The sequence below is a fragment of the Halovivax gelatinilyticus genome (assembly GCF_024300625.1).
Taxonomy (GTDB): Archaea; Halobacteriota; Halobacteria; order Halobacteriales; family Natrialbaceae; genus Halovivax; species Halovivax gelatinilyticus.
Genome location: NZ_CP101322.1, coordinates 3,491,294 through 3,511,889 on the forward strand (window position 1 = coordinate 3,491,294; position 20,596 = coordinate 3,511,889).

The 20,596-nt window shown below is 63.0% G+C and carries 24 protein-coding genes and 1 pseudogene; 17 read left to right on the forward strand and 8 right to left on the reverse strand.

Annotated features, from left to right (window positions below):
• Position 1: 1 nt before the first annotated feature.
• The 6 genes from NKH31_RS16600 (at position 2) to NKH31_RS16625 (ending at position 3,582) form a co-directional block, all read left to right on the forward strand.
• Positions 2-1,033, forward strand: a complete 1,032-nt coding sequence (locus NKH31_RS16600) for a 50S ribosomal protein L10 (RefSeq protein ID WP_254862900.1) — start codon at positions 2-4, stop codon at positions 1,031-1,033.
• 21 nt (positions 1,034-1,054) lie between these two features.
• Positions 1,055-1,384 (forward strand): 50S ribosomal protein P1, encoded by a 330-nt coding sequence (gene rpl12p / locus NKH31_RS16605; RefSeq protein WP_254862901.1) that lies wholly within the window; start codon positions 1,055-1,057, stop codon positions 1,382-1,384.
• 128 nt (positions 1,385-1,512) lie between these two features.
• Complete coding sequence (locus NKH31_RS16610; protein WP_254862902.1) at positions 1,513-2,769, forward strand: tripartite tricarboxylate transporter permease; 1,257 nt, start codon at positions 1,513-1,515, stop codon at positions 2,767-2,769.
• 90 nt (positions 2,770-2,859) lie between these two features.
• Positions 2,860-3,057 carry a hypothetical protein gene (locus NKH31_RS16615; protein WP_254862903.1) on the forward strand — a complete coding sequence of 66 codons (198 nt, stop codon included), beginning with the start codon at positions 2,860-2,862 and terminating at the stop codon, positions 3,055-3,057.
• 72 nt (positions 3,058-3,129) lie between these two features.
• Positions 3,130-3,309 carry an HVO_2753 family zinc finger protein gene (locus NKH31_RS16620; protein ID WP_254862904.1) on the forward strand — a complete coding sequence of 60 codons (180 nt, stop codon included), beginning with the start codon at positions 3,130-3,132 and terminating at the stop codon, positions 3,307-3,309.
• A gap of 6 nt (positions 3,310-3,315) precedes the next feature.
• Positions 3,316-3,582 carry an elongation factor 1-beta gene (locus NKH31_RS16625; protein ID WP_254862905.1) on the forward strand — a complete coding sequence of 89 codons (267 nt, stop codon included), beginning with the start codon at positions 3,316-3,318 and terminating at the stop codon, positions 3,580-3,582.
• A gap of 183 nt (positions 3,583-3,765) precedes the next feature.
• Here the strand turns inward: NKH31_RS16625 and NKH31_RS16630 are convergent, their stop codons facing one another.
• Both NKH31_RS16630 and NKH31_RS16635 read right to left on the reverse strand, forming a co-directional pair.
• The gene (locus NKH31_RS16630; protein WP_254862906.1) at positions 3,766-4,167 is read right to left on the reverse strand and encodes a hypothetical protein; all 402 of its coding nucleotides are present in this window, start codon (positions 4,165-4,167) and stop codon (positions 3,766-3,768) included.
• Positions 4,168-4,265: 98 nt separating this feature from the next.
• Positions 4,266-5,117 carry a class I SAM-dependent methyltransferase gene (locus NKH31_RS16635; protein ID WP_254862907.1) on the reverse strand — a complete coding sequence of 284 codons (852 nt, stop codon included), beginning with the start codon at positions 5,115-5,117 and terminating at the stop codon, positions 4,266-4,268.
• Between the two features lie 94 nt (positions 5,118-5,211).
• On the opposite strand from NKH31_RS16635, the gene NKH31_RS16640 reads away from it, so the two are divergent.
• Complete coding sequence (locus NKH31_RS16640; protein WP_254862908.1) at positions 5,212-5,859, forward strand: helix-turn-helix domain-containing protein; 648 nt, start codon at positions 5,212-5,214, stop codon at positions 5,857-5,859.
• A 60-nt stretch (positions 5,860-5,919) separates the two neighbouring features.
• Here the strand turns inward: NKH31_RS16640 and NKH31_RS16645 are convergent, their stop codons facing one another.
• On the reverse strand, positions 5,920-7,077 hold the full coding sequence (locus NKH31_RS16645) for a cystathionine gamma-synthase (RefSeq protein WP_254862909.1): 1,158 nt from the start codon (positions 7,075-7,077) through the stop codon (positions 5,920-5,922).
• 145 nt (positions 7,078-7,222) lie between these two features.
• Between NKH31_RS16645 and NKH31_RS16650 the strand changes: the two genes are divergently transcribed.
• From NKH31_RS16650 to NKH31_RS16685, 8 genes are all read left to right on the forward strand, one after another.
• Positions 7,223-7,516, forward strand: coding sequence for a 50S ribosomal protein L21e (locus NKH31_RS16650; RefSeq protein ID WP_254862910.1), 294 nt, complete (start codon positions 7,223-7,225; stop codon positions 7,514-7,516).
• Positions 7,513-7,869 carry an RNA polymerase Rpb4 family protein gene (locus tag NKH31_RS16655; protein ID WP_254862911.1) on the forward strand — a complete coding sequence of 119 codons (357 nt, stop codon included), beginning with the start codon at positions 7,513-7,515 and terminating at the stop codon, positions 7,867-7,869. Before NKH31_RS16650 ends, NKH31_RS16655 begins: the two co-directional genes overlap by 4 nt.
• A gap of 85 nt (positions 7,870-7,954) precedes the next feature.
• On the forward strand, positions 7,955-8,545 hold the full coding sequence (locus NKH31_RS16660) for a DUF655 domain-containing protein (protein WP_254864834.1): 591 nt from the start codon (positions 7,955-7,957) through the stop codon (positions 8,543-8,545).
• 136 nt (positions 8,546-8,681) lie between these two features.
• Complete coding sequence (locus tag NKH31_RS16665; protein WP_254862912.1) at positions 8,682-9,518, forward strand: 16S ribosomal RNA methyltransferase A; 837 nt, start codon at positions 8,682-8,684, stop codon at positions 9,516-9,518.
• A gap of 71 nt (positions 9,519-9,589) precedes the next feature.
• Positions 9,590-10,816: a mechanosensitive ion channel family protein gene (locus NKH31_RS16670; protein ID WP_254862913.1), complete on the forward strand. Its 1,227-nt coding sequence runs from the start codon at positions 9,590-9,592 to the stop codon at positions 10,814-10,816.
• 1 nt (position 10,817) lies between these two features.
• The gene (locus tag NKH31_RS16675) at positions 10,818-11,396 is read left to right on the forward strand and encodes a HemK2/MTQ2 family protein methyltransferase (protein WP_254862914.1); all 579 of its coding nucleotides are present in this window, start codon (positions 10,818-10,820) and stop codon (positions 11,394-11,396) included.
• Between the two features lie 245 nt (positions 11,397-11,641).
• The gene (locus tag NKH31_RS16680) at positions 11,642-12,646 is read left to right on the forward strand and encodes a 5-methyltetrahydropteroyltriglutamate--homocysteine methyltransferase (RefSeq protein ID WP_254862915.1); all 1,005 of its coding nucleotides are present in this window, start codon (positions 11,642-11,644) and stop codon (positions 12,644-12,646) included.
• The gene (locus tag NKH31_RS16685) at positions 12,643-13,707 is read left to right on the forward strand and encodes a methionine synthase (RefSeq protein WP_254862916.1); all 1,065 of its coding nucleotides are present in this window, start codon (positions 12,643-12,645) and stop codon (positions 13,705-13,707) included. Before NKH31_RS16680 ends, NKH31_RS16685 begins: the two co-directional genes overlap by 4 nt.
• A gap of 49 nt (positions 13,708-13,756) precedes the next feature.
• Here NKH31_RS16685 and ddfA read toward each other — a convergent pair whose 3' ends face one another.
• Positions 13,757-14,029 (reverse strand): DdfA family disk-determining factor, encoded by a 273-nt coding sequence (ddfA, locus tag NKH31_RS16690; protein ID WP_254862917.1) that lies wholly within the window; start codon positions 14,027-14,029, stop codon positions 13,757-13,759.
• A 313-nt stretch (positions 14,030-14,342) separates the two neighbouring features.
• On the opposite strand from ddfA, the gene NKH31_RS16695 reads away from it, so the two are divergent.
• Positions 14,343-15,347, forward strand: a complete 1,005-nt coding sequence (locus NKH31_RS16695) for a TIGR04024 family LLM class F420-dependent oxidoreductase (protein WP_254862918.1) — start codon at positions 14,343-14,345, stop codon at positions 15,345-15,347.
• A 32-nt stretch (positions 15,348-15,379) separates the two neighbouring features.
• On the opposite strand, the gene NKH31_RS16700 is transcribed toward NKH31_RS16695, so the two are convergent.
• The 3 genes and pseudogenes from NKH31_RS16700 to folP all read right to left on the reverse strand — a co-directional run.
• On the reverse strand, positions 15,380-15,823 hold the full coding sequence (locus NKH31_RS16700) for a hypothetical protein (protein ID WP_254862919.1): 444 nt from the start codon (positions 15,821-15,823) through the stop codon (positions 15,380-15,382).
• A 62-nt stretch (positions 15,824-15,885) separates the two neighbouring features.
• Positions 15,886-16,590 carry a 6-hydroxymethylpterin diphosphokinase MptE-like protein gene (locus tag NKH31_RS16705; protein WP_254862920.1) on the reverse strand — a complete coding sequence of 235 codons (705 nt, stop codon included), beginning with the start codon at positions 16,588-16,590 and terminating at the stop codon, positions 15,886-15,888.
• 344 nt (positions 16,591-16,934) lie between these two features.
• A pseudogene (gene folP / locus NKH31_RS16710) lies at positions 16,935-17,786 on the reverse strand (dihydropteroate synthase); the annotation flags it as partial.
• Positions 17,787-17,907: 121 nt separating this feature from the next.
• Here folP and NKH31_RS16715 point away from each other — a divergent pair.
• Complete coding sequence (locus NKH31_RS16715; RefSeq protein ID WP_254862922.1) at positions 17,908-18,687, forward strand: RNA methyltransferase; 780 nt, start codon at positions 17,908-17,910, stop codon at positions 18,685-18,687.
• Between the two features lie 6 nt (positions 18,688-18,693).
• Here the strand turns inward: NKH31_RS16715 and gatE are convergent, their stop codons facing one another.
• Entirely contained in the window at positions 18,694-20,562 is a 1,869-nt protein-coding gene (gene gatE / locus NKH31_RS16720) for a Glu-tRNA(Gln) amidotransferase subunit GatE (RefSeq protein ID WP_254862923.1), read from the reverse strand.
• Positions 20,563-20,596: the final 34 nt, after the last annotated feature.

The window sequence follows — 20,596 nt, forward strand, 5'->3', positions numbered from 1 at the left end:
TATGAGCGCCGAAGCGACGCGTCAAACCGAGAACCTTCCCGAGTGGAAGCGAGCGGAAGTCGACGAAATCGAGACGCTCATCGACGATCACGAGAACGTCGGCGTCGTCGGAATCACCGGCATTCCCTCGAAACAGCTTCAGGACATGCGCCGTGAACTGCACGGAACCGCCGTCCTTCGCGTCAGCCGCAACACGCTCCAGAAGCGAGGGCTCGAAGCGGCCGGAGTCGACGACCTCGCCGAACACATCGAGGGACAGGTCGGGCTCGTCCTCACAGACGAGAACCCGTTCAGCCTCTACCGCGAACTCGAAGCCTCGAAAACACCGGCGCCGATCGGAGCGGGAGAAATCGCACCGAACGACATCGTCATCCCCGAAGGTGACACCGGCGTCGATCCCGGTCCGTTCGTCGGCGAACTCCAGCAGATCGGCGCGAACGCCCGGATCGAAGACGGTTCGATCCAGGTGATGGAAGACTCGACGGTGCTCGAAGCCGGCGAGGAAGTATCCGCCGATCTCGCGAACGTTCTGAACGAACTCGGCATCGAAGCCAAGGAAGTCGGGCTCGACCTGCGAGCGGTTCGGGCCGACGGCGTCGTGTTCGACCCCGAAGACCTCGACATCGACGTCGAGGCCTACGAGCAGGACGTCGCGACCGCCGCCGCGCAGGCTCGGAATCTCGCCGTCAACGCCGTCTTCCCGACCGAAGCGACCGCACCGCTTCTCGTCGCGAAGGCGACCGGCGAAGCCAAGAGCCTCGGTCTGCAGGCGGCCATCGAGGACGAGGAACTCATGCCCGACCTCGTGAGCAAAGCCGACGCACAACTCCGTGCGCTCGCCGCGCAGATCGACGATACGGACGCGTTACCGGAGGAACTCCAGGGCGTCGAGGCCCCAGCGGCGTCGGCCCCGTCGGAGTCTGAAGACGAATCGACCGACGACCAAGACGAAACCGACGCCGCCGAGGACGACGACACCGACGACGATGACGACGAATCCGGTGCTGAAGGACTCGGCGCGATGTTCGGCTGAACCCAACGGAGAACACCAACAATGGAATACGTTTACGCAGCACTCATCCTGAACGAAGCGGACGAAGAGATCAACGAAGACAACCTGACCGGCGTGCTCGAATCCGCCGGCGTCGATGTCGAGGAATCGCGCGTCAAGGCGCTCGTCGCCGCGCTCGAGGACGTCGACATCGACGAGGCCGTCGCTGACGCCGCGGCCGTTCCAGCCGCCGGCGGCGCCGCACCAGCGGCCGACGCCGACGACGCCGACGATGAGGTCGAAGAGACCAGCGACGTCCCGGACACGACGGACGACGACGATGACGAGGAAGAAGAGGCCAGCGGTGAGGGCCTCGGCGAACTCTTCGGCTAATCTGAACGCAGCCCAATTTTCACTATTTCGCAGCGTCGAGCGGTCGCTACCTGCGAGTGAACAACCCGTTCGATCGTGGTAGTGACGTCCGACGATCTATATATGAAGCCGAGCGCAGGAAGTGTCGAATGGGAACCGTCGAGCTGGTCGTCGATCCGTCGCTTTCCGTGCAGTTGCTCGCCTGGACGGTCGCGGGAAGCGCGCTCGGCTCGATAACGGGATTAATTCCGGGACTTCACGCCAACAATTTCGCGTTGCTACTGGCCGGCGTCGCGGCGTCGATTCCCGGTCCGCCGCTGCTGGTCGGTGCCGCCATGCTCGCTGCGGGGGTCGTCCACACGTTCGTCAACGCGATTCCGGCGATGGCGCTCGGGGTTCCGGACGCCGAAATGGCGCTCACCGCGCTCCCCGGTCATCGGCTTGTGCTCGAGGGGCGAGGTCACGAAGCGATCAGACTCTCGGCGCTCGGAAGCGTCCTCGCAATCCTGGTAGCCGTTCCGCTGGCGGTCCCGCTCACGTGGGCCGTGGCCAGGTGGTATCCGGTCGTGATCGATCACATCGCGATCATTTTGCTCGGCGTCGTACTCGCGCTCGTCGTCTCGGAGCGAACGCCGCGTCGAATGGTGGGCGGCGTGCTCTCGGTTACGCTCGCGTCCGCACTCGGAATAATCGCGCTCGATATCGAGCCGGAGGCGCCGCTCGACGCAGGTGGCGTGCTCGCGCCCCTGTTCGCCGGACTGTTCGGCGCGCCGGTGTTACTCGATGCGATGCGCGGCGGCGGCGTCCCACCTCAGGGAGATTCACTGCTTCGCGTCTCTCGGCCGGCCCTCGCCGTCACGGCGATCGCCGGAACGGTCGCGGGGGCGATTGTCGGCTACCTTCCCGGTATCTCCGCGGCGATCGCGGCGGTCGCGGTACTCGTCGTCTTGCCGGGCGGTGAAGGCGGTATCGGCGACACCGACGACCGAAGTTACATCGTCGCGACGAGCGGGGTCGATACCGCGAATACGATTTTCGCGCTGTTCGCACTGTGGTCGATCGGACAGCCGAGAACGGGCGTGATGGTGGCATTCGATAGTACGGGCGCCTCGCTCTCGCTTCCCGTCTTGATTCTCTCGGTACTGATTGCCGGGGTGTTCGGATTTCTCGTCGTCATCGCGGCCGGAGATCGGTATCTCACGCTCGTCGGATCCGTCGCTTACTGGAAGATCTCCGTCGTCGTACTCTGTTTATTGGCCGCGCTGTCCTTCCTGTTCGCCGGCGAATTGGGCATCCTCATCTTCGCCGTGGCGAGTGCGATCGGATTCGTTCCCGTTCGGTTTCGGGCCCGACGCGTCCACCTGATGGGCGTTCTCATCGGACCGCTGATACTCGCGACGTGGTGAACGCGAGTCGGATCGGGTGGGCCGTCTCGCGTTGGGAAATCGACAACGGCGGTCAATGGATTCTATAGGCGAGGCGTCGAAGTACGCTCGATGACTGGCCTGATTCGACCGACGCGACGAGAGCGGATCGTCGCTCTCGAGGTGGCGTGCGTGCTCGCGACGCTCGCGCTGGTCTATCCGTTCGAAAGCCTCGTTCTCTGGCTCGCGTGGGGGATCGGGACGGTGACGGTAGCCGGAGTCACGCTCGTCACATTCAACTGGGGACTCGATCCGCCGATGGCCGAATGACCGCGAGCGGGAGGCGGTCGAGGCCAACCCCGAAAGACAACCGTTAAAAGCGCTGGCCGGAAACGAATTGGTATGAGTACGACCGAGGACCGCGGACAGCGCTCGTGCGTCTCCTGTGGCATCAACGTCGCAGGAACGAACGCCGCTCGGTTCAAGTGCCCCGACTGTGGCACGCAGATTCACCGGTGTTCGACGTGCAGAAAGCAGAGTAACCTCTATGAGTGTCCCGACTGCGAATTCACCGGTCCGTGATCAGACATGGGTAAGGTAGCAGCCAAGATCAAAGTCATGCCGAACAGCCCCGAAATCGACCTCGACGAGCTTCAAGACCGGCTCGAAAGCTCACTTCCCGAGGGAGCGAAGATCAACGGCGTCGAGCGCGAAGACGTCGCCTTCGGGCTCGTCGCACTCTTTCCGACCGTCATCGTCCCCGACGGATCGGGCGGAACCGAAGCCGTCGAAGAGAGCTTTACTGACGTCGATGGCGTAGAGAGCGTCGGCGTCGAGAACGTCGGCCGAATTTAACGCCGGAATTCGTCGTTTTCACCGCATCGTCTCTCGATTGGGAGAGGAATCTTCGACCGATGAGCCGAGTCTCCGACCAATGGTCTGACGGTTCGACCGACGAGATGGCTCGCCGATCGATGCGACGGGACGAACTTCCCCGCGGTGGTGCGTCGTCGAGCGGATTCTTCGAACGCCTAGTGCTCACGACGAGAGCAGTTCGGCACCGGCCGCGGAGAGGTCGACGGAGACGTCCCGGTTCAATCCCGTGCTAATTTCATCTACGTTTCGAGCCAGGACGGTCAGGATGTCCGGCGGGTTCGGATAGACGAGCATCGTTCCGTCTTCGCCCTCGGTAGCGAGTTGCGTATCGTTGATCATCACCTGATCTTCGTGGATGGAAGCGGTGACGACCGGCAGCGCCTCGGGTTTTCCCGGCTCGTCGTCGCGAACCATGCGGATGTGGACGGCCTCCAAATCGATGACGTCCTTGTGTTCGCGGATGCGCTCGGCACAGCGGACCATGTCGCGGACGACGTCCTGTCGGCGCTCCTCGCCGTGTTCTCGCTCGTAGCAGTGTTCACAAACCCGGAGTTCGATGCGCATGGGTGTCCGTTGCCCGCCCACTCGGATGAGAATTCCGTTCGTTCGGCGCTCGCTCGATCGGCCGCAGCCCAGAACCGACGGTGCTTCACGGCAATCCACTACGCGTCTTTCGTCGCCACCGCCAGGTACCCCGCCCCCGCGTCGTACGTTTCGACGACGTCGATCGAGTCGAACGTCTCTTCGAGCAACGAACGCGTGTCCTGTCCACGCTGGTGGTTGACCGTCCACGCGATCAGCCGTTCGTAGATCGGATTGACGATCCGTGCGGGTCCGTCGGTGATCGGCCTGGAATCCAGGACGACGAACCGGCCGTCCGGTGCCAATGCGTCGTACGCGTTCTCGATGACCGTGTTCGCGTCGGCCATCGTGTGGAGCGCGAATGTGGTGACGATCACGTCGAACGCTTGGTCGGGTCCACACGTGTTGGTCGCATCACCGAGAACGACTGTCACGTTGGACCACCCCTGTTCGTCGACGAGTTCGGCCGCCTGACGCGCCATCCCGGGGCTGTAATCGAGCCCGATGACGGCCCCATCGGGACCGACCCCGTCGCGCAATCGCTCGAAGTTCGTTCCCGGCCCGCAGGCCAGATCGAGGACTATCTCGTCGGATTCGAGTGAGAGCGCCTCGAACGTATCCTCGCGTAACGGTTCGGCGAGACCCATAACGCCGTCGTACAATCGCTCTTTTCCACTCCACCAGTCGTAGAGTCCGCGGCCACGGTCGGGATCACCATCCACGTCGAGTTCATCTACCGCATCGGTGTACGTGCGGTCCGTCCCCTCGGAGAGAACGGTTGCACCGGTGGCGTCGAACGAATCCAGGATCACGTCTGCGCAGTCGTCCGTGCCGATCACGTCAGATTCTTGATCCGGTCGACACTCATCGCTCGATTCGTAGTCGTCCGATCTCGATACCTTCCCCGGTCGAGTTGCGGAATCGTCGTTCACGGTTGGCTCCGTACGTTCGCTGGAGTACCCAGCCGAGAATTCCTTCGCACGAAATAGTTCCCACATTTATAACGGTTGCCCGAAGACTCCACCTGTGAAGACACTCAGAATCGCGATCGACCTGGATGACGAACGCGTTCCACCCGAGATGAATCTCGCGAGCGCATCGCCTGCCGTCGACCGCCAGCTGATTCTCGGTGGCTCCGTACTCGATGGGATCGAGTCGACGATATCGTACGTCGATGGGGACCCGGACGCCGTCGAAGCGATCCTCTCGGAGTCAGCGGTCATCGAGACGTACGAGATAACCGGATCGAACGATGGCTGTTTCCTCTACTGCAGACAGGAACTCGGCGCGTCTGGAACGCACCTGTTCGACGCGTTCTTCGAGGATACGATCGTCGTGGTACCACCGTTCGAGTGTCGGGCCGACGGGACTGTTCGATTGACCGTCGTCGGCGCTCCGGACGAGGTACAGCGCGTATTCGACGCCGCCCCCGACGACTTCTCGATAGACGTGATCCGCATCGGCGATTCGGTGGGTGGGCCCGTAAACGAACTCTCCGTCCGTCAACGGGAGGCGATCGACGTTGCCTGGGAGATGGGATACTACGAGGTCCCGCGGGAGAACGGAATCGAAGCGGTCGCGTCGGAACTCGATTGTGCCGTCTCGACGACATCGGATCTATTGAGGCGCGCGGAGTCACGTCTCGTCGGGAACGCACTCGACGCGCCACGGTGAGAAACGCTGGGCGATCTACTCCGCAGATTTCAACAGGCGTCTGCCCACTTGTCTCACTCGCTAGAGTGTGGACTCGATCGCCTGGTCGAGATCGGCAATCAGGTCGTCGACGTGTTCGATTCCGACGCTCACGCGGATCAGTCCGTCGGTCAGTCCAGCGGCGACTCGTTCCTCGCGGGGGACGGCCGCGTGAGTCATGGGGGCCGGCTGTTCGATGAGGCTCTCGACGCCGCCTAAGCTCTCGGCGAGGGTGAACACCTCGGTGTTCGAGACGACGTCGCTCGCCTCCGCAAGCGTCGCGTCGAGTTCGAAGCTGAGCATGCCTCCGAAGTCGTCCATCTGTCGGGACGCGAGTTCGTGACCGGGGTGAGAGTCGAGGCCGGGATAGTAGACCCGGTCGACGTCGTGGTGGTCGTCGAGCCAGGTCGCAATCTGTCGGGCGTTCTCACAGTGACGGTCCATCCTGACGGGGAGGGTTTTCGTCCCACGAAGTACCAAGAACGCGTCGAACGGACCGGGCGTCGCGCCCACGGCGTTCTGGTGGAAGCCGAATTGCTCGTCCAGATCGGCGTCGTTGGTCAACAGCGCGCCGCCGACGACGTCCGAGTGACCGCCGAGATACTTCGTCAGCGAATGCGAAACGACGTCCGCGCCGAGGTCGAGCGGACGCTGGAGGTACGGGGTCGCAAACGTGTTGTCTACCGCACAGATCGCGTCGTGGTCGTGGGCGATCTCCGCGGCGGCTTCGATGTCCACGATGGACATGAGCGGATTGGTCGGGGTTTCGAGCCACAGCAATTCCGTCTCGGGGCGAAATGCCGCCTCGATCGCGTCGATATCGGTCATGTCCACGAACGTGAACTCGAGATCGTAGTCCTCGTAGACCTGCGTGAAGAGACGGTGCGTGCCGCCGTAGACGTCGTTTCCGGTGACGACGTGATCGCCCGACTCGAGCGTGTTCAAGACCGTGTTGATCGAGCCCATACCGCTCGAAAAACACCGCCCGTAGCTCGCGTTCTCGAGGCTCGCCAGGTTTTCCTCGAGGGCGGTTCGGGTCGGATTACCCGTCCGCGAGTACTCGTATCCGCGGTGGTCCCCCGGGGCATCCTGTTCGTAGGTCGAATTGGCGAAGATGGGCGTCATCACGGCACCCGTCTCCGGGTCTGGGTCCTGTCCGGCGTGGATCGTGCGAGTCTCGAACCGGTGTGTCTCTTCCATGCGCGGGGCGACGGACCGGGTCACTGTTATACTGTCGAAGCGTCGTTCGACTCGAACGGCGCCAGTCACAGCGTCAGTCTCGCGGGTTCGAGCGCCCGCGGAACGTGTCTTTTATAACTGTCACGGAGTAACTGGGCATACGACCATGCCGAAATCAAATGGACCTCGACAGGGTACGCGAAATAAACTGCGTAACAAACCGCGAGAGCGCGGCACGTCGCCGCCACAGCGAGCGATTCAGGAGTACGAGACGGGCCAGAAGGTACACCTCAAGATCGACCCGAGCGTGCCGGACGGTCGCTACCACCCGCGATTCGATGGACGCACCGGCGAGGTAATCGGCACCCAGGGTAACGCCTACAAGGTGCAGATCGGAGACGGCGGCGTCGAGAAGACGCTCATCGTCACCGCCGCCCACCTTCGCGCCCAGAACGAATGACCATCTTCAAGGAGATCATCGAAGAGGAGTACCTGACGATCGCCGAAACGAAGGAGCTCCTCACCGATATCGAGACCGAGCGAGCGCTCGACGAGGAGCGAGAACTCCGATACGAACTCGCTCGGGCGATCGACCACACCAACCGCTTTGCGGTTCTTGACCCCGAAGAGTCGCTGGAACTCGTCGAATCGCTCGAGGAGCTAGAGAAAGTGACCGAACCGACCGCGTACAAGATCGCCAACCTGCTCCCGCAGGATCGCGACGAATTACGGGCGATCTTCGCCCAGGAACGGTATTCGCTGTCCGGCGACGAACTGGACGAGATTCTAGATATCGTCGCGCGCTACGCCTAACGGGTCGAACCCTGTCGGTTCCGGTGGTTCGTCGTACGAACTGTTGCCGATTCTTTAAGTGTTCGCTGCCCGTACCGAGACGATGATGAGTGAATCCGAGCGTGATGAGCCACCGGAACGACGTGCAGTGGTGCTGGACTACCTGGCCCACGGGCTATCCTCGAGTGGGAGACCACAGTACGATAGTTCGCCGGCGGGATACGCCATCGATCTCGATTCCTTCGATCTCTACGAGGTCGCCTTCGACGAGTCCGAGCGGCTGACGATCGGAACGGAGGTCGTCGTCCACCCGCGATCGGCGCGGACCGTCGTCGAACGAGCAGAGCCGATCGAATACGACGACCTCTCATCCGGCGCGAAGTCGGAAGTCGAGTACGTCATTACGGACCTCGTCGAGGAGGACGAGCGACGATTCGTCGACTTCTACAACGAGGCTCAGCCGATCACGCTCCGGCTCCACCAGTTGAACCTCCTTCCCGGAATCGGCAAGAAGCTGCGAAATACGATTCTCGACGAGCGAAAGCGAAAACCCTTCGAGAGCTTCGACGAGATCGAAGAGCGCGTCTCCGGACTCCACGATCCGTCTGGCATTCTCGTCGAACGAATTATAGAAGAGTTACGCGAAGACGAGCTGAAGTATCGGACCTTCGTCGGCCAGCACGACGAGACCGTGTGAGCGGCGACTCGGCTGCTCTCGTCTGAACCCGGTCGTACAGTATATCTGACCGAGCGGATTCGACAGATGTCTCCACGGCGGGGTATCCGACGCGGAACACTGCGTTTACCCGTGACGGGTCCGTACGCCCCTGGTAATGAGAGATCCCGACGCCCTCCTGTCTCGCGCCGGAGTACGAGGGAATCCGGACCGTGACCAGCACTTTTTGATCGACGATCGCGTCCTGGATCGACTGCCGACCTACCTGGAGGCGGTCGAAGGCGACGTAGAACGGGTGCTCGAGATCGGTCCAGGGACCGGTGGGCTGACCGACCGACTGCTCTCGGCCGCGTCGTCCGTCGTGGCGATCGAACGCGACCCACTGCTCGTCGAGTTCCTCCGCGAGGAGTTCGCAGACGAGATCGACGCCGGACGACTCGACGTGCGATCGGGCGACGCGCTGGAAGTCGACATCCCCGACTTCGACGCCTCGGTTTCGAACCTTCCCTACGGGGTTTCGAGTGAGATTACGTTCAGGCTCCTTCCTCGAAAGCGACCGCTCGTCCTCATGTTTCAGCGAGAGTTCGCCGAGCGAATGGTGGCGGAACCGGGGACGTCCGAGTACGGTCGGCTATCGGTCTCGACACAGCACTACGCCGAACCGGAGATCGTCGAGGTCGTTCCACCGACGGCGTTCGCCCCACCGCCCGCCGTCGAGAGCGCCGTGGTGCGTACCCGACCGAGAGAGCCGCCGTATCACGTCGACGACGAGGCGTTCTTCTTGCGGTTCGTCAAAGCGCTGTTCACCCAGCGCCGGAAAACGGTCCGAAACGGAATCAGAAACACCGCACACATCTCCGGGCTCGACGACCCGGACGCCGTGGTGGACGCCGTAGACGACCGAATCCTTTCGAAGCGACCGGATTCAGTGACTCCGGAGACGTTCGCGGAGCTGGCGTCCGTTGCAACGACGGTCGGGATCACGGCAGAGTGAGGACGTCTCACCACATCCCGGGACGCCGACCGACGGATTCCTAAGGGATCGGCCCAATCGAGGCAGTACGAATGAACGCCTCCGTGCTCGCGTTCGACTGGCTGGCCGCTGAGTTCGACACCACGACCCAGCGGTTTCTGGTCACCGTCGGGACGGTCGTCGCACTCGTCGGCGTGATCCAGGGTGTCAGACGGCTCGCCCGCTGGTTGGGAGCGAGAACGCGTCCGCTGTACGCCGACATTCTCGGCGCGGTCACGCTCGTCGTCAGTTCGATCCTCGCCGTCGCGGTGATCCTCGGCGTCTGGGATCAAACCGGCGAGATCCGCGACCTCTGGAGCGAGTACAACCTCGGCGGAGAGACGGTCGCCCTGCTCGTCGTCTCTGCGGTCGTCGCCATGACGGCCTACATCGTCACGCGCTTTGTCAAGCGACTCCTGGACGATATCCTCGGGTCGTCCAGCTCGGTGACCGACCACCAGCGCGAGGTCACGTACCGAATGTCGCAGGTGGTGATCTACGCGATGGCGACGGTCACCGTGCTCGGAATCTGGATCGACGATCTCGGGGCGATATTCGTCGGTGCCGGGTTTCTCGGGATCGTCATGGGGATGGCCGCCCAGCAAACGCTCGGGTCGCTGCTGGCGGGCTTCGTGTTGATGTTCTCTCGGCCGTTCGAGATCGGCGACTGGGTCGTCTTAGACGACGAGTACGAGGGCATCGTCACGGACATCTCGATGATCAACACGCGGATCAGGTCGTTCGACGACGAGTACGTCATCATCCCGAACGACGTCGTCAGCGCCTCGGCGGTCACGAACCGGTCTCGGTCGGGGAGACTCCGACTCGAAGTCGAGGTCGGAATCGACTACGATGCGGACGTCGAACGCGCACGAGCGATCGCAACGAGTGCCGTCGAGGAAATTGATGAGATCAGATCCCCGCCAGAACCTGCGACGGTGACGAAATCGTTCGACGATTCGGCGGTACTTCTTGGCGTCCGATTCTGGATCGGAAACCCGACGCGACAGAAAGCGGGTCGGACGCGGACGGCCGCGATCGAAGCCATCACGGACGCGTTCGAATCGGAGGGGATCAAGATACCGTTCCCCCAGCGAGAGTTATCCGGTCGCGAAGAGACCGGTGGGTTCCGAGTGGAAGCGTCCGGACTAGCCTACGACGAAAAATCACGGACCGAGCAATCGGACCACCAGAAGTCCGGCTCCGGCGGTGAACCCGATCCGGACGGCGATGAACCGATGACCGAACGGGCGAACGGCCCCACCGGAGAGGACGACTGAGATGGATCTCGCCGAGCGACGTGGCGTCGATCGGGCGGTCTACCAGCCGGCAGAAGACTCACACTTGCTCGCCGAGGTGGCGATCGATCGACTTCGATCGCGCCCGATCGAGAGAATTCTCGAGGTCGGTACTGGTTCAGGGTACGTCGCAGATCGGATTCGATCGGCGCTCTCGTGTCGCGTCGTCGCGTCGGATTTGAATCCGCACGCCTGCGAACAGGCGCGCGAACGCGACCTGGAGGTCGTACGAGCGGATCTGACAGAGCCGTTCGCAGCAGCGTGCTTCGATGCGGTCGCATTCAATCCACCGTACCTGCCGACCGACCCGGATGTCGAACGCAGCGACTGGATGGAACGGGCCTTATCGGGCGGGCCCACCGGGAGATCGGTCATCGAGCCATTTCTCGCGGACGTCGGCCGGGTACTGACGCCGACGGGGACGGTATTGCTCCTCGTGAGTTCGCTCACCGGAGTCGACGAAGTGGTCGAGTTGGCCGGCGACGCCGGATTCAGCGCCTCGGCGGTCGCAGACGAATCGTTTCCCTTCGAGACGCTCACCGTTCTGGAACTGTACCGGTGACGAACGGCACCGTATCGAAGACGCTCGGGCCTGCAGTATTCGGGCGACCTATTTCGATGACGATCAGACCGTTCCTGCAACCGTGCTGACCGCCTGTCGCCGATCGACACGGTACCATCGCTCGCGTCACGGGTAGAACGAATCGGATTGGAGATCTCACCGACCAACACGATTGTAATATGCCCGTAAGTCATAAAGGAGGATGGAAAATATTAAACAGCAGCATAGCATAGCGATCGGTACCCATGACAGCGTACGTTTCGACGACGACGGGTCTTTTTCCCTTACCCGACTGGGCAAAAGACGAATTGTCCGATCTGAAAGGTCACCAAAAACACGACCTCATCGACGGATCGGAGGGGCCCGCTGTGCTCGAACAGTACGACGAAGCGCGAGCCGAGGTGTGCACACAGCAACGACGGAGCGACCTCGACCGGATCACCGAGGGGCAACTTCGATGGGACGACATGCTCGCACATCCGCTCGCCGTCGCCGATGCGGTGGAAACGCGCGGCATCGTCCGATACTACGATAACAACAATTTCTACCGCGAACCGGTCGTCACGGACGAACTCTCACCGACCGGCGACGTGGCGACCGAACTGACCGAGGCGCGCGAGTTGGTCGACGCGTCGGACCTCCAAGCCGTCCTTCCGGGACCCTACACGCTCTTCGATCTCGCCACCGACGACTACTACGGGGACGAAACGTCGTTTCTCGAAGCGATCGCCGACTTCCTCCTCGAAGAGGTGTCGCGTTTTCCGGACCACGAGACGCTCTTGCTGCTCGAACCGTCGCTCGTGACCTCACCGCCAGGAGACGGCCTAGACGAGCGAGCGAGCGCGGCGATCGATCGAGTCGCCAACGCGACCGACGCCGACGTGGTCGTTCACACCTACTGGGGACCGCTAGAGGAGAAGGTGTACGCACACCTCCTCGATGCGACCGTCGACGCCGTCGGGTTCGACTTCGTCACCGAACAGGACCAGACCGTCTACAACCTTCAGGAGTACGGGACGACCGACGACATCTGGCTCGGTCTCGTCGACGGGCAAAATACGCTACTCGAGGACCCCGAAGCGGTCAGAGACCGCGCCCAGTGGGTGCTCGATTCGCTTCCCACCGCCTCGTTCGAGACCGTCTACCTCGCACCGAACACCGAGACGTTCTACCTGCCGTACTCGACGTACCAGAAGAAACTCGCCGTGCTGGGTGAAGCCGCCGCGCTCGCGGAGGTGAGCCCCGCATGAGTTCGACGAAAGAACAGTTCAGGTCGGACGATCACGAGAACGAACACTTCATCCTGACGACGGTCGTCGGGAGCTACCCCAAGCCGAAGTGGTTCAATCGAACGAAAGAGTTGTACGAGGATCCGGACGCCGATTTCGACGAAGAACACTGGGACCAGGCCACGGACGACGCTTCTCGACTCATCACGAACGAGCACGAACGCGCCGGGCTCGACGTCGTCGTCGACGGCGAAATGCGCAGAAACGAGATGGTGGAGTTCTTCGCACACCGCATCGACGGCTACGAGTTCAACGGCCCCGTGAAGGTGTGGGGACACAATTACTTCGACAAACCGTCGGTCGTGCGCGAGGTCGCCTACGACGAGCAGTGGCTCGTAGACGAATACGAGTTCATCGCCGGCGCGACGGATCGACCCGTGAAAGTGCCGATCACCGGCCCGTACACGCTCGCCAACTGGTCGTTCAACGAAGCCTACGAGGACGACGAACAGCTCGCCTACGACCTCGCAGACCTGGTCAACGAAGAAGTAGCGAAGCTGGTCGACGCCGGTGCCCGGTACATTCAGATCGACGAACCCGCGCTGGCGACGACTCCCGACGATCACGCCATCGTCGGCGAGTGTCTCGAACGGATCGTCGACGACGTTCCGAACGACGTCCGCATCGGCCTCCACGTCTGTTACGGCGACTACTCGCGAATTTACCCCGAGATTTTGGAGTTCCCCGTCGACGAGTTCGACCTCGAACTCGCGAACGGCGACTACGATCAACTGGAGGTGTTCACGGATCCAGCGTTCACGAAGGATCTCGCACTCGGCGTAACCGACGCACACGTCGCCGAGGTCGAATCGGTCGAACAGATCGAAGCGAACATTCGAAAGGGCCTCGAAGTGGTTCCGCCAGAGCGACTCGTCGTCTCGCCGGATTGCGGATTGAAGCTCCTTCCGCGGGACGTCGCGTTCGGGAAGATGAAAAACATGGTGACCGCCGCACGCAACGTCGAGGCGGCGCTCGACGACGGTCACATCGAGCCCGCACCGTCGCCGGTCGCAGATGACTGAGAATCGGACGTGATCGGCGACGATACGAAATAAACGGACGGTGGTCCAACTACTCGTCCAGCGTGACCCGACCGTCGCTGTAAACGGTGACGTGGTGGCCGGCGTATTCGAACGACACCGTCCCAATCGGCCGTTCGGTCCCTCCGACGGTCGGTTCGAACAGCGAGTCGAGCGCTTCCGGATCGATGACGGCGTACAGTGGCTCGAATTCCGGCGGTTCGACATCGGTCACGTCGATGCCCTCTTTCTCGGCCACGGCCTCGATGACGGCCTGACTCACGGGGGGTGAAGCCGAATCGGAACGACGCTGGGCGAGTCCCATAGGTGAAACCAGTCTAGTTGGAAGTAAATACTTATTGGCCAGTATGGGCCGAGGTCGCGTACAATCGTGTGGATACCAGGCAGATGAGTGTAGAATGTTCGTAGAGCTACCGGTTCGCTAACACGAACTTACAAACGAATCGATTCGTTCGGAGGTAGCTGGCAAGGGGGGTCGACTGTCGGCAAGGAGTGGACCGTGAGTGGATCAATTATAATAGAGTTCAAAGTGTAGTCCAACCGATGACAGCCCGGACACGAACGACGACGCGACGCACGACGACGCGAATCGATCGCCGATACACCGAGTTCGAACCATGACTGATCGATCACTCCACCTCCCGGTCGCCGCCGTAGCCGACGGTGACCGACTCGTCCAGTACGCAATGCGCGGCGAGGACGCCGGGTACGAGCACGTCTGGTTGCCGGAGACGTGGGGTCGAGACGCGATTACCGTCCTGACCCGTATCGCGAGCGAGACGGAATCGATCGGACTGGGTCCGAGCGTGTTGAACGTCTACTCCCGATCGCCGGCACTCGTCGGACAGACCGCAGCCAGTTTACAGGAGATCTCGGAGGGAAGACTCAGACTCGCCGTCGGACCGAGCGGTCCGGCCGTCATCGAGGGATGGCACGGGGAGTCGTTCGAGAAACCGCTCCGACGGACCCGAGAGTTCGTCGAAATCGTCGAACGCGTTCTCAGCGGCGACGTCGTCACCTACGACGGCGACATCTTCTCGCTCGGCGGGTTCCGCCTTCGGTGTGACCCACCGGCGGTACCGGTTCCGATCGAGGCGGCGGGGATGGGTCCGAAGTCGGTCGAACTCGCCGGACGGTTCGCCGACGGCTGGCACGCGATCGTGCTCACCCCAGACGGATTGACCGACCGACTCGAAGATTTCGAACGCGGTATCGAACTCGGAAATCGCGATCGATCGGACGTGACGGTGACGCTCTCGCTGCCCGCGGCCGTCTCCGACGATGGCGAACTCGCACGGGAACGCTGTCGCAATCACGTGGGGTTCTACGTCGGCGCGATGGGGACGTACTATCGAGACTCGCTCGCCCGGCAGGGGTACGAAGACGAGGCGATGGCAATCTCGGAGGCGGTCGCCAACCGCGAGTTCGATCGACTCGACGAACTCATCGACGATTCGCTGCTAGAACAGCTCGCGATCGCCGGGACGCCGGAGGAAGTCACCGAGCAGCTCGCTCGGTGGGACGACGTCGACGGTCTCGACGAACTCGCGATCAGCTTCCCGCGCGAAGCCACCCACGAGGAGATCGAGCGGACGATAGACGCGCTCGCCCCGCAAAACTGAACCCCCAGCGAGTGTCGCGCGGATTTCGCCGATTATCGCTGTGCGGAGCCGGATCGTCCGAGTAGCGCCTCAACGACCGTTCTGAGCCCCTGACTCGACCGATACCAGAGCCAGAACCCGACGAGCGTGGCCGCGATCGAAACGAGAAACAGGACGACGACGCCCACCGTGTACGCCTCGCTCGCTTCGCCGCCGACGTGAAACACCGCGGCCGGGCTATCGCCCAGGACGAAGTGATACAGCACGTACCAGCTCGTCGCGGCCGTCGAGAGTACGTAGAGCGCCGCCCCGAGATCGTAACTGCGGAGCCAGATCAGCGCCAACCCGACGAGCGGGCAGATGAATCCGACGCCGACGAGAAACTGGTGCTGGTTGCCGGCAAACGTCGCGTCCGTCGCCGTATATGCGATGGTAAAGATAAGCCCACCGAACAGGTAGGCCGCAAACGACACCGTGACGATGAGACGTTCGTCCACGTATCACGGACTCGCGGTTTCCATCTTAACTGTTGTTGCCCGCGGGATTCACGCGAGCCGACTCAGTCGATGGGAAGAGATTGCACGTCGATTTCGGATCGACGTCCGTCGAGGACGCCGAACCGCTCGTTCCGGCGACGTTCGAGCACGTAGAGCAACCGCTGGGCCCAGACCAGCTTCTTCGCTTTCGACCGATCCACGGTCGGGTCGTCGAGATCCCAGCCGACGAACGAAAGCGAACTCGCCCCCAGCGCGTCCGCCAGGTACGCCGCCCGATCACCGTCGGTAAACCCGCCGATGTTGACGACGTGCCCGCGCGGCGCGACTTGCGTCGTCGGCAGGATCGAGCCGGACGCACAGGCCGGCACGATCGATTCGACCAGCTCTACGTTGTCACCGTGGGCGTGAACGGCGACCGGCGTTCCGGCCGCGGTCAGCTCGCGAACCGTCTCGGGGTTCTTATCGAGGTCGGTGACCATCCAGTCGACCGAGAGTCCGTGCGCCGCCAGTCGATCGACGGCGGTCGAGGCGGCAACGATCGCGTCCGCGGCGCCGGCCCGCGCGAGCGACTCGTCGGTGGTGAGCGACGGTCCCGCTCCCGCGATAACCACTTCCGAATTCGAGGCCAGCGAGTCGGTACTCCCCTCGAACGGCTCCGAGAGTCGCCACAGCCGATCTCGCGCACGCCCGTCTGCGGCCCGGTCGAAGCCGAAATCCGCCCGGATCGCCTCGTAGATCGGTTCCCACTCGCGCCAGTCGACGTTCATAGCTGACGCTCTCACAGTACCACCGCGAATAATTGAAAGTCGTGGGCCGGGCATCGCCTTCGTAGTACCCCTACCCGAGAGGCAACCCGGCTTCCATCCGCTTCTTCAGATGCCTCCGGTATAAGTTTTCTCTTCATTTCCGACGTGACCGACGCCGTTCGTGACCTGTCCATTCGAATATAGTTCTGCGCGTTCGCTGGGAGATTGTCACATTCCGTGACGATCGAATGCAAATACCCATCAAACGTGAGGAATATGTTGGTCGAATACGCTCCCAACGTGGAATCCACACGTCGCGTCGAATGGGAGGACATCGCTCACTCTCGAGAGCCCCGCGTCCGACCGAAGGCATCACCGATCAGCGCCGCATCGCGCGTCGCGGCGACGTCGTGCGTTCGGATCACGTCGGCGCCGCGGTCGACGGCCAGCGCCGTTCCGGCGATACTCGCCGGCAGCCGCTCGTCGGTGGGACGGTCGACGATCTCGCCGAGGAAATTCTTCCGGTTGATTGAAACTAACACCGGGTGACCGAGGTCGTGAAACGCCTCGAGACGCGCCAACGTCTCACGATCGTCACGAAGGGTCTTTCGCTCGCTCCAGCCCCCGAAGGCCGGATCGACGATCGTCTTCTCAGTCAGCGGCGTCTCCGAGAGCGCAGCGAGGAGTTCGTCGACTACGTCGGCCTCCGCCGCCCACTCGGGAGACTTACGCTCGGCCCAGTCTACGTCAGAGACCGCCCCGGGACGGTCCAGATCCGGCGGGCTGGCCATTTTCACGACCGCCGCGTCGTGGTCCCGACACACCTCGGGCATCGACGGGTCGGCGAACCCGCAGATGTCGTTCACCATATCGAATCCGCCCGCGAGCGCCTCGTCCGCGACGACGCCGTACCGAGTCTCGATCGAGAAGATGGCGTCACCGGTCACGCGTTCGATCGTCTCCAGCGCGGTCGAGAGTCGTTCGAGTTCCTCCTCGGCACTCAGCACCTCGAAGCGTTTGTTCGCCGATTCCAGTCCGACGTCGACGATGTCCGCACCCTCGTCGATCAACGCCTCGTCGACGTACCGTGCGGCCTCCTCGGGATCGTCGTACACGCTCGGATCGTACGGCGACTCCTCGCTGACGTTCAACACGCCCATAATCCTGGGCGGATGGCCGTCTCCAATGGCGAGCCCGGCGGCGTCCACCGTGTTCATACCGGTCCTCAGTAGTGAACAGTGATAGGGGCCCCGGTTTCGAAAGCCGTAGCGGCAGAGTCGACGGCGCCGACGCGCCGCCGGACGCTCGTTTTTTCACCATCGACTCCCAGCTACCAGTATGAACGCTCGCGAGCCGCCCGCCGTCGCCGTCGTGGGCGCCGAAACGCCCGGAAACGTCGGAACGATCGCCCGGGCGATGAAGAACTTCGGGTTCGAGACGCTCTTGCTCGTCGATCCGCCGCCCCTCGACCGCGACGGCGAAGCGTTCGGGTTCGCCGGTCAGGCCCGAGAGGACGTCCTGGCGAACGCGACGGAACTTCCGTTCGACGAACTTGTCGAGACCTACCACACCGTCGGCTGTACGGCCATCCCCAACGAGGACGACCGCAGTCACGTCCGGTACCCGGTCTCGACGCCCGCCGAGCTAGCCGATCGGCTCCGTCACGTCGACGGGCAGACGGCATTCGTCTTCGGACGCGAACGGATCGGGCTGACGAACGACGAACTCGAACGGATCGACGAACTCTGTGCGATCCCGGCGAACGCGGCGTACCCCGTCTTGAACCTCGGACAGGCGGCGACCATCACCCTATACGAACTGCGCGAACTCGCCCTCGAAGAGACGCAGCTTCCGGACGTCGAACGGACCCGCGCTCCCCAGGTCGACGTCGACCGATGCCACGAGCGCTGGGAATCGCTGCTGACCGCGATCAATCACCCCGAGGAAAAACGAGCGAAGGCGACGCGTATGTTCCGCCGACTGCTCGGACGCGCCGACCCGACCGGCCGAGAGATCCAGACGCTGACGGGAATCTTACGCCGGGCGGCCGAACGACCGGATCTCGATTCGCCACCCCACTCTGACGATCGGACCGGTGAGCCGAACCGCAATCCGTGACCCGTTTCAGGCTCGCTTCTGTATCTCTTCGCGGAGGAGCTGGCTCACCTGATCGCCGTCCGCCTTTCCGCGAAGGGCGCCCATGCACTCACCCATCAGCCCGGAGAACGCGCCCATTCCCTCGGATTCGACCTGCGCTTCGTTTCGCTCGACGACCTCGACGACCGTCTCTCGAACGACGTCCGCGTCCGCCCCGCCGAGATCTTCGTCGTCCATCGCCGCTTCGGCCGATCGATCGGGCTCGGTAGCCAGCGCGGAGAGCAGCTCCGGGATCGCCTCGTTTGGAAGGTCTCCCTCGCTCGCGAGGGCGAGAACGTCCGCGAGGTGATCGTCCGTGAGCGCGTCGATCGGAACGTCGTCCCGACGGAGCTCGGTCAGCGTCGAGGCGAGCGTACTCGCAGCGAGGGTCGGATCGACCCCCTCACCGACGACGGTTTCGAACAACGGCATGTGCTCTCCGTTTGCGACCTGCTCGGCCAGCCCGGCGTCAAGGTCGTACTCGGACTGGTAGCGCTCGACCTTCTCGGTGAGTAGCTCGGGAACCGGAACCGTGCTCGGATCCGGTTCGACCGGCGGGACGTCCGTTTCCGGATACATGCGGGCGGCGCCCGGAAGCGGTCGCAGGTAGCGAGTCGTCCCGTCCTCGTTCGCCCCGCGCGTCTCCTCGGGAACGCCCGCAGTCGCCGTCTTCGCGCGGGCGGCGACGGCCTCGATCGCGACCGGCGCGACGTCGTCCGACGCCGCGACGAGCGCGACGGCGTCGTCGGGTGAAGCGTCGATCGCGTCTCGGAGCGACTCGATCTCGTCGGCCGTGATTCCGTAGGCCGGTAACTCGTCGGTGTGGAAGATGCCCCCCGCGCCGTGACGCTTCGCGTGGTCGGATAGCTCCGTTCCGAGTCGACGATCCGGCGCGATCTCCCGGCCGACCAGCCCGTCGAAGCCGGCGAGTCGCACGGCGTAGACCGAGCCACCGTCGGTAAGCGCACCCCGAATCACGCCGCTTTCGGTGTCCTCGAAGAGATCGGTGACGTCCGTCGGTTCGTCAACCGACGCCCCCCGATCGGACAGCTCGGCTGCGATCTCGACAAGCGCTACTTGCCGATCGACCTCGGTCCGGACGATGTCGTCGATGTCGTCCAATCGCTGGACGCCTTTGATCTCGACGCGAGCGCCCTCCTCGATGGAGACGTTGACGTCCTGGCGGATCGTCCCGAGTCCGCGCTTTACCTTGCCGGTCGAGCGCAGCAACATGCCGATTCGCTCGGCCGCCTCGCGGGTCTGTTCCGGTGAACGGAGGTCCGGCTTCGTCCCGATCTCGACGAGCGGAATGCCGAGTCGATCGAGGCTGTAGCGAACGCCGTCGTCGGTCTCCTCGATCCGCTGGGCGCTCTCTTCTTCGAGCATGAGGTCTTCGATGCCGACCGGACCGGCGTCGGTCTCGATCTGGCCGTCGGTCGCGATCAGCGCCGAGCGCTGAAAGCCGGACGTGTTCGAACCGTCGACGACGAGCTTGCGCATGACGTGGGCCTGATCGACCGGCGTCATGGAAAGCAGCTGTGCGATTTCGAGAACCGTTCCGAGCGCCTCCTCGTCGAGTTCGCCCGGGGGTTCGTCGTCCTCCTCGACGAGGCAGGTCGAATCGTAGGCGAGATACTCGAACTCGCGGTCGACACGACTCTCCTCTAGGGCCGCCTCGTCGAGTTCGCCGAGTTCGCTCCGAGTCGGGTGGAGAAACCGAGTCAATTGCCGCGTCGAATCGTCCGGTTCCCGAAGACGCGTCGGGCACTGACAGAACAGCTTGGTCGCCGTATCGAGCTGCTGATGGATCTCGAGTCCGGCGACGAGTCCGACTTGCTCGTAGTCGTCTGCACTCATTGTGCGCACGTGGGAGACGCGTCGGTAAAAATCC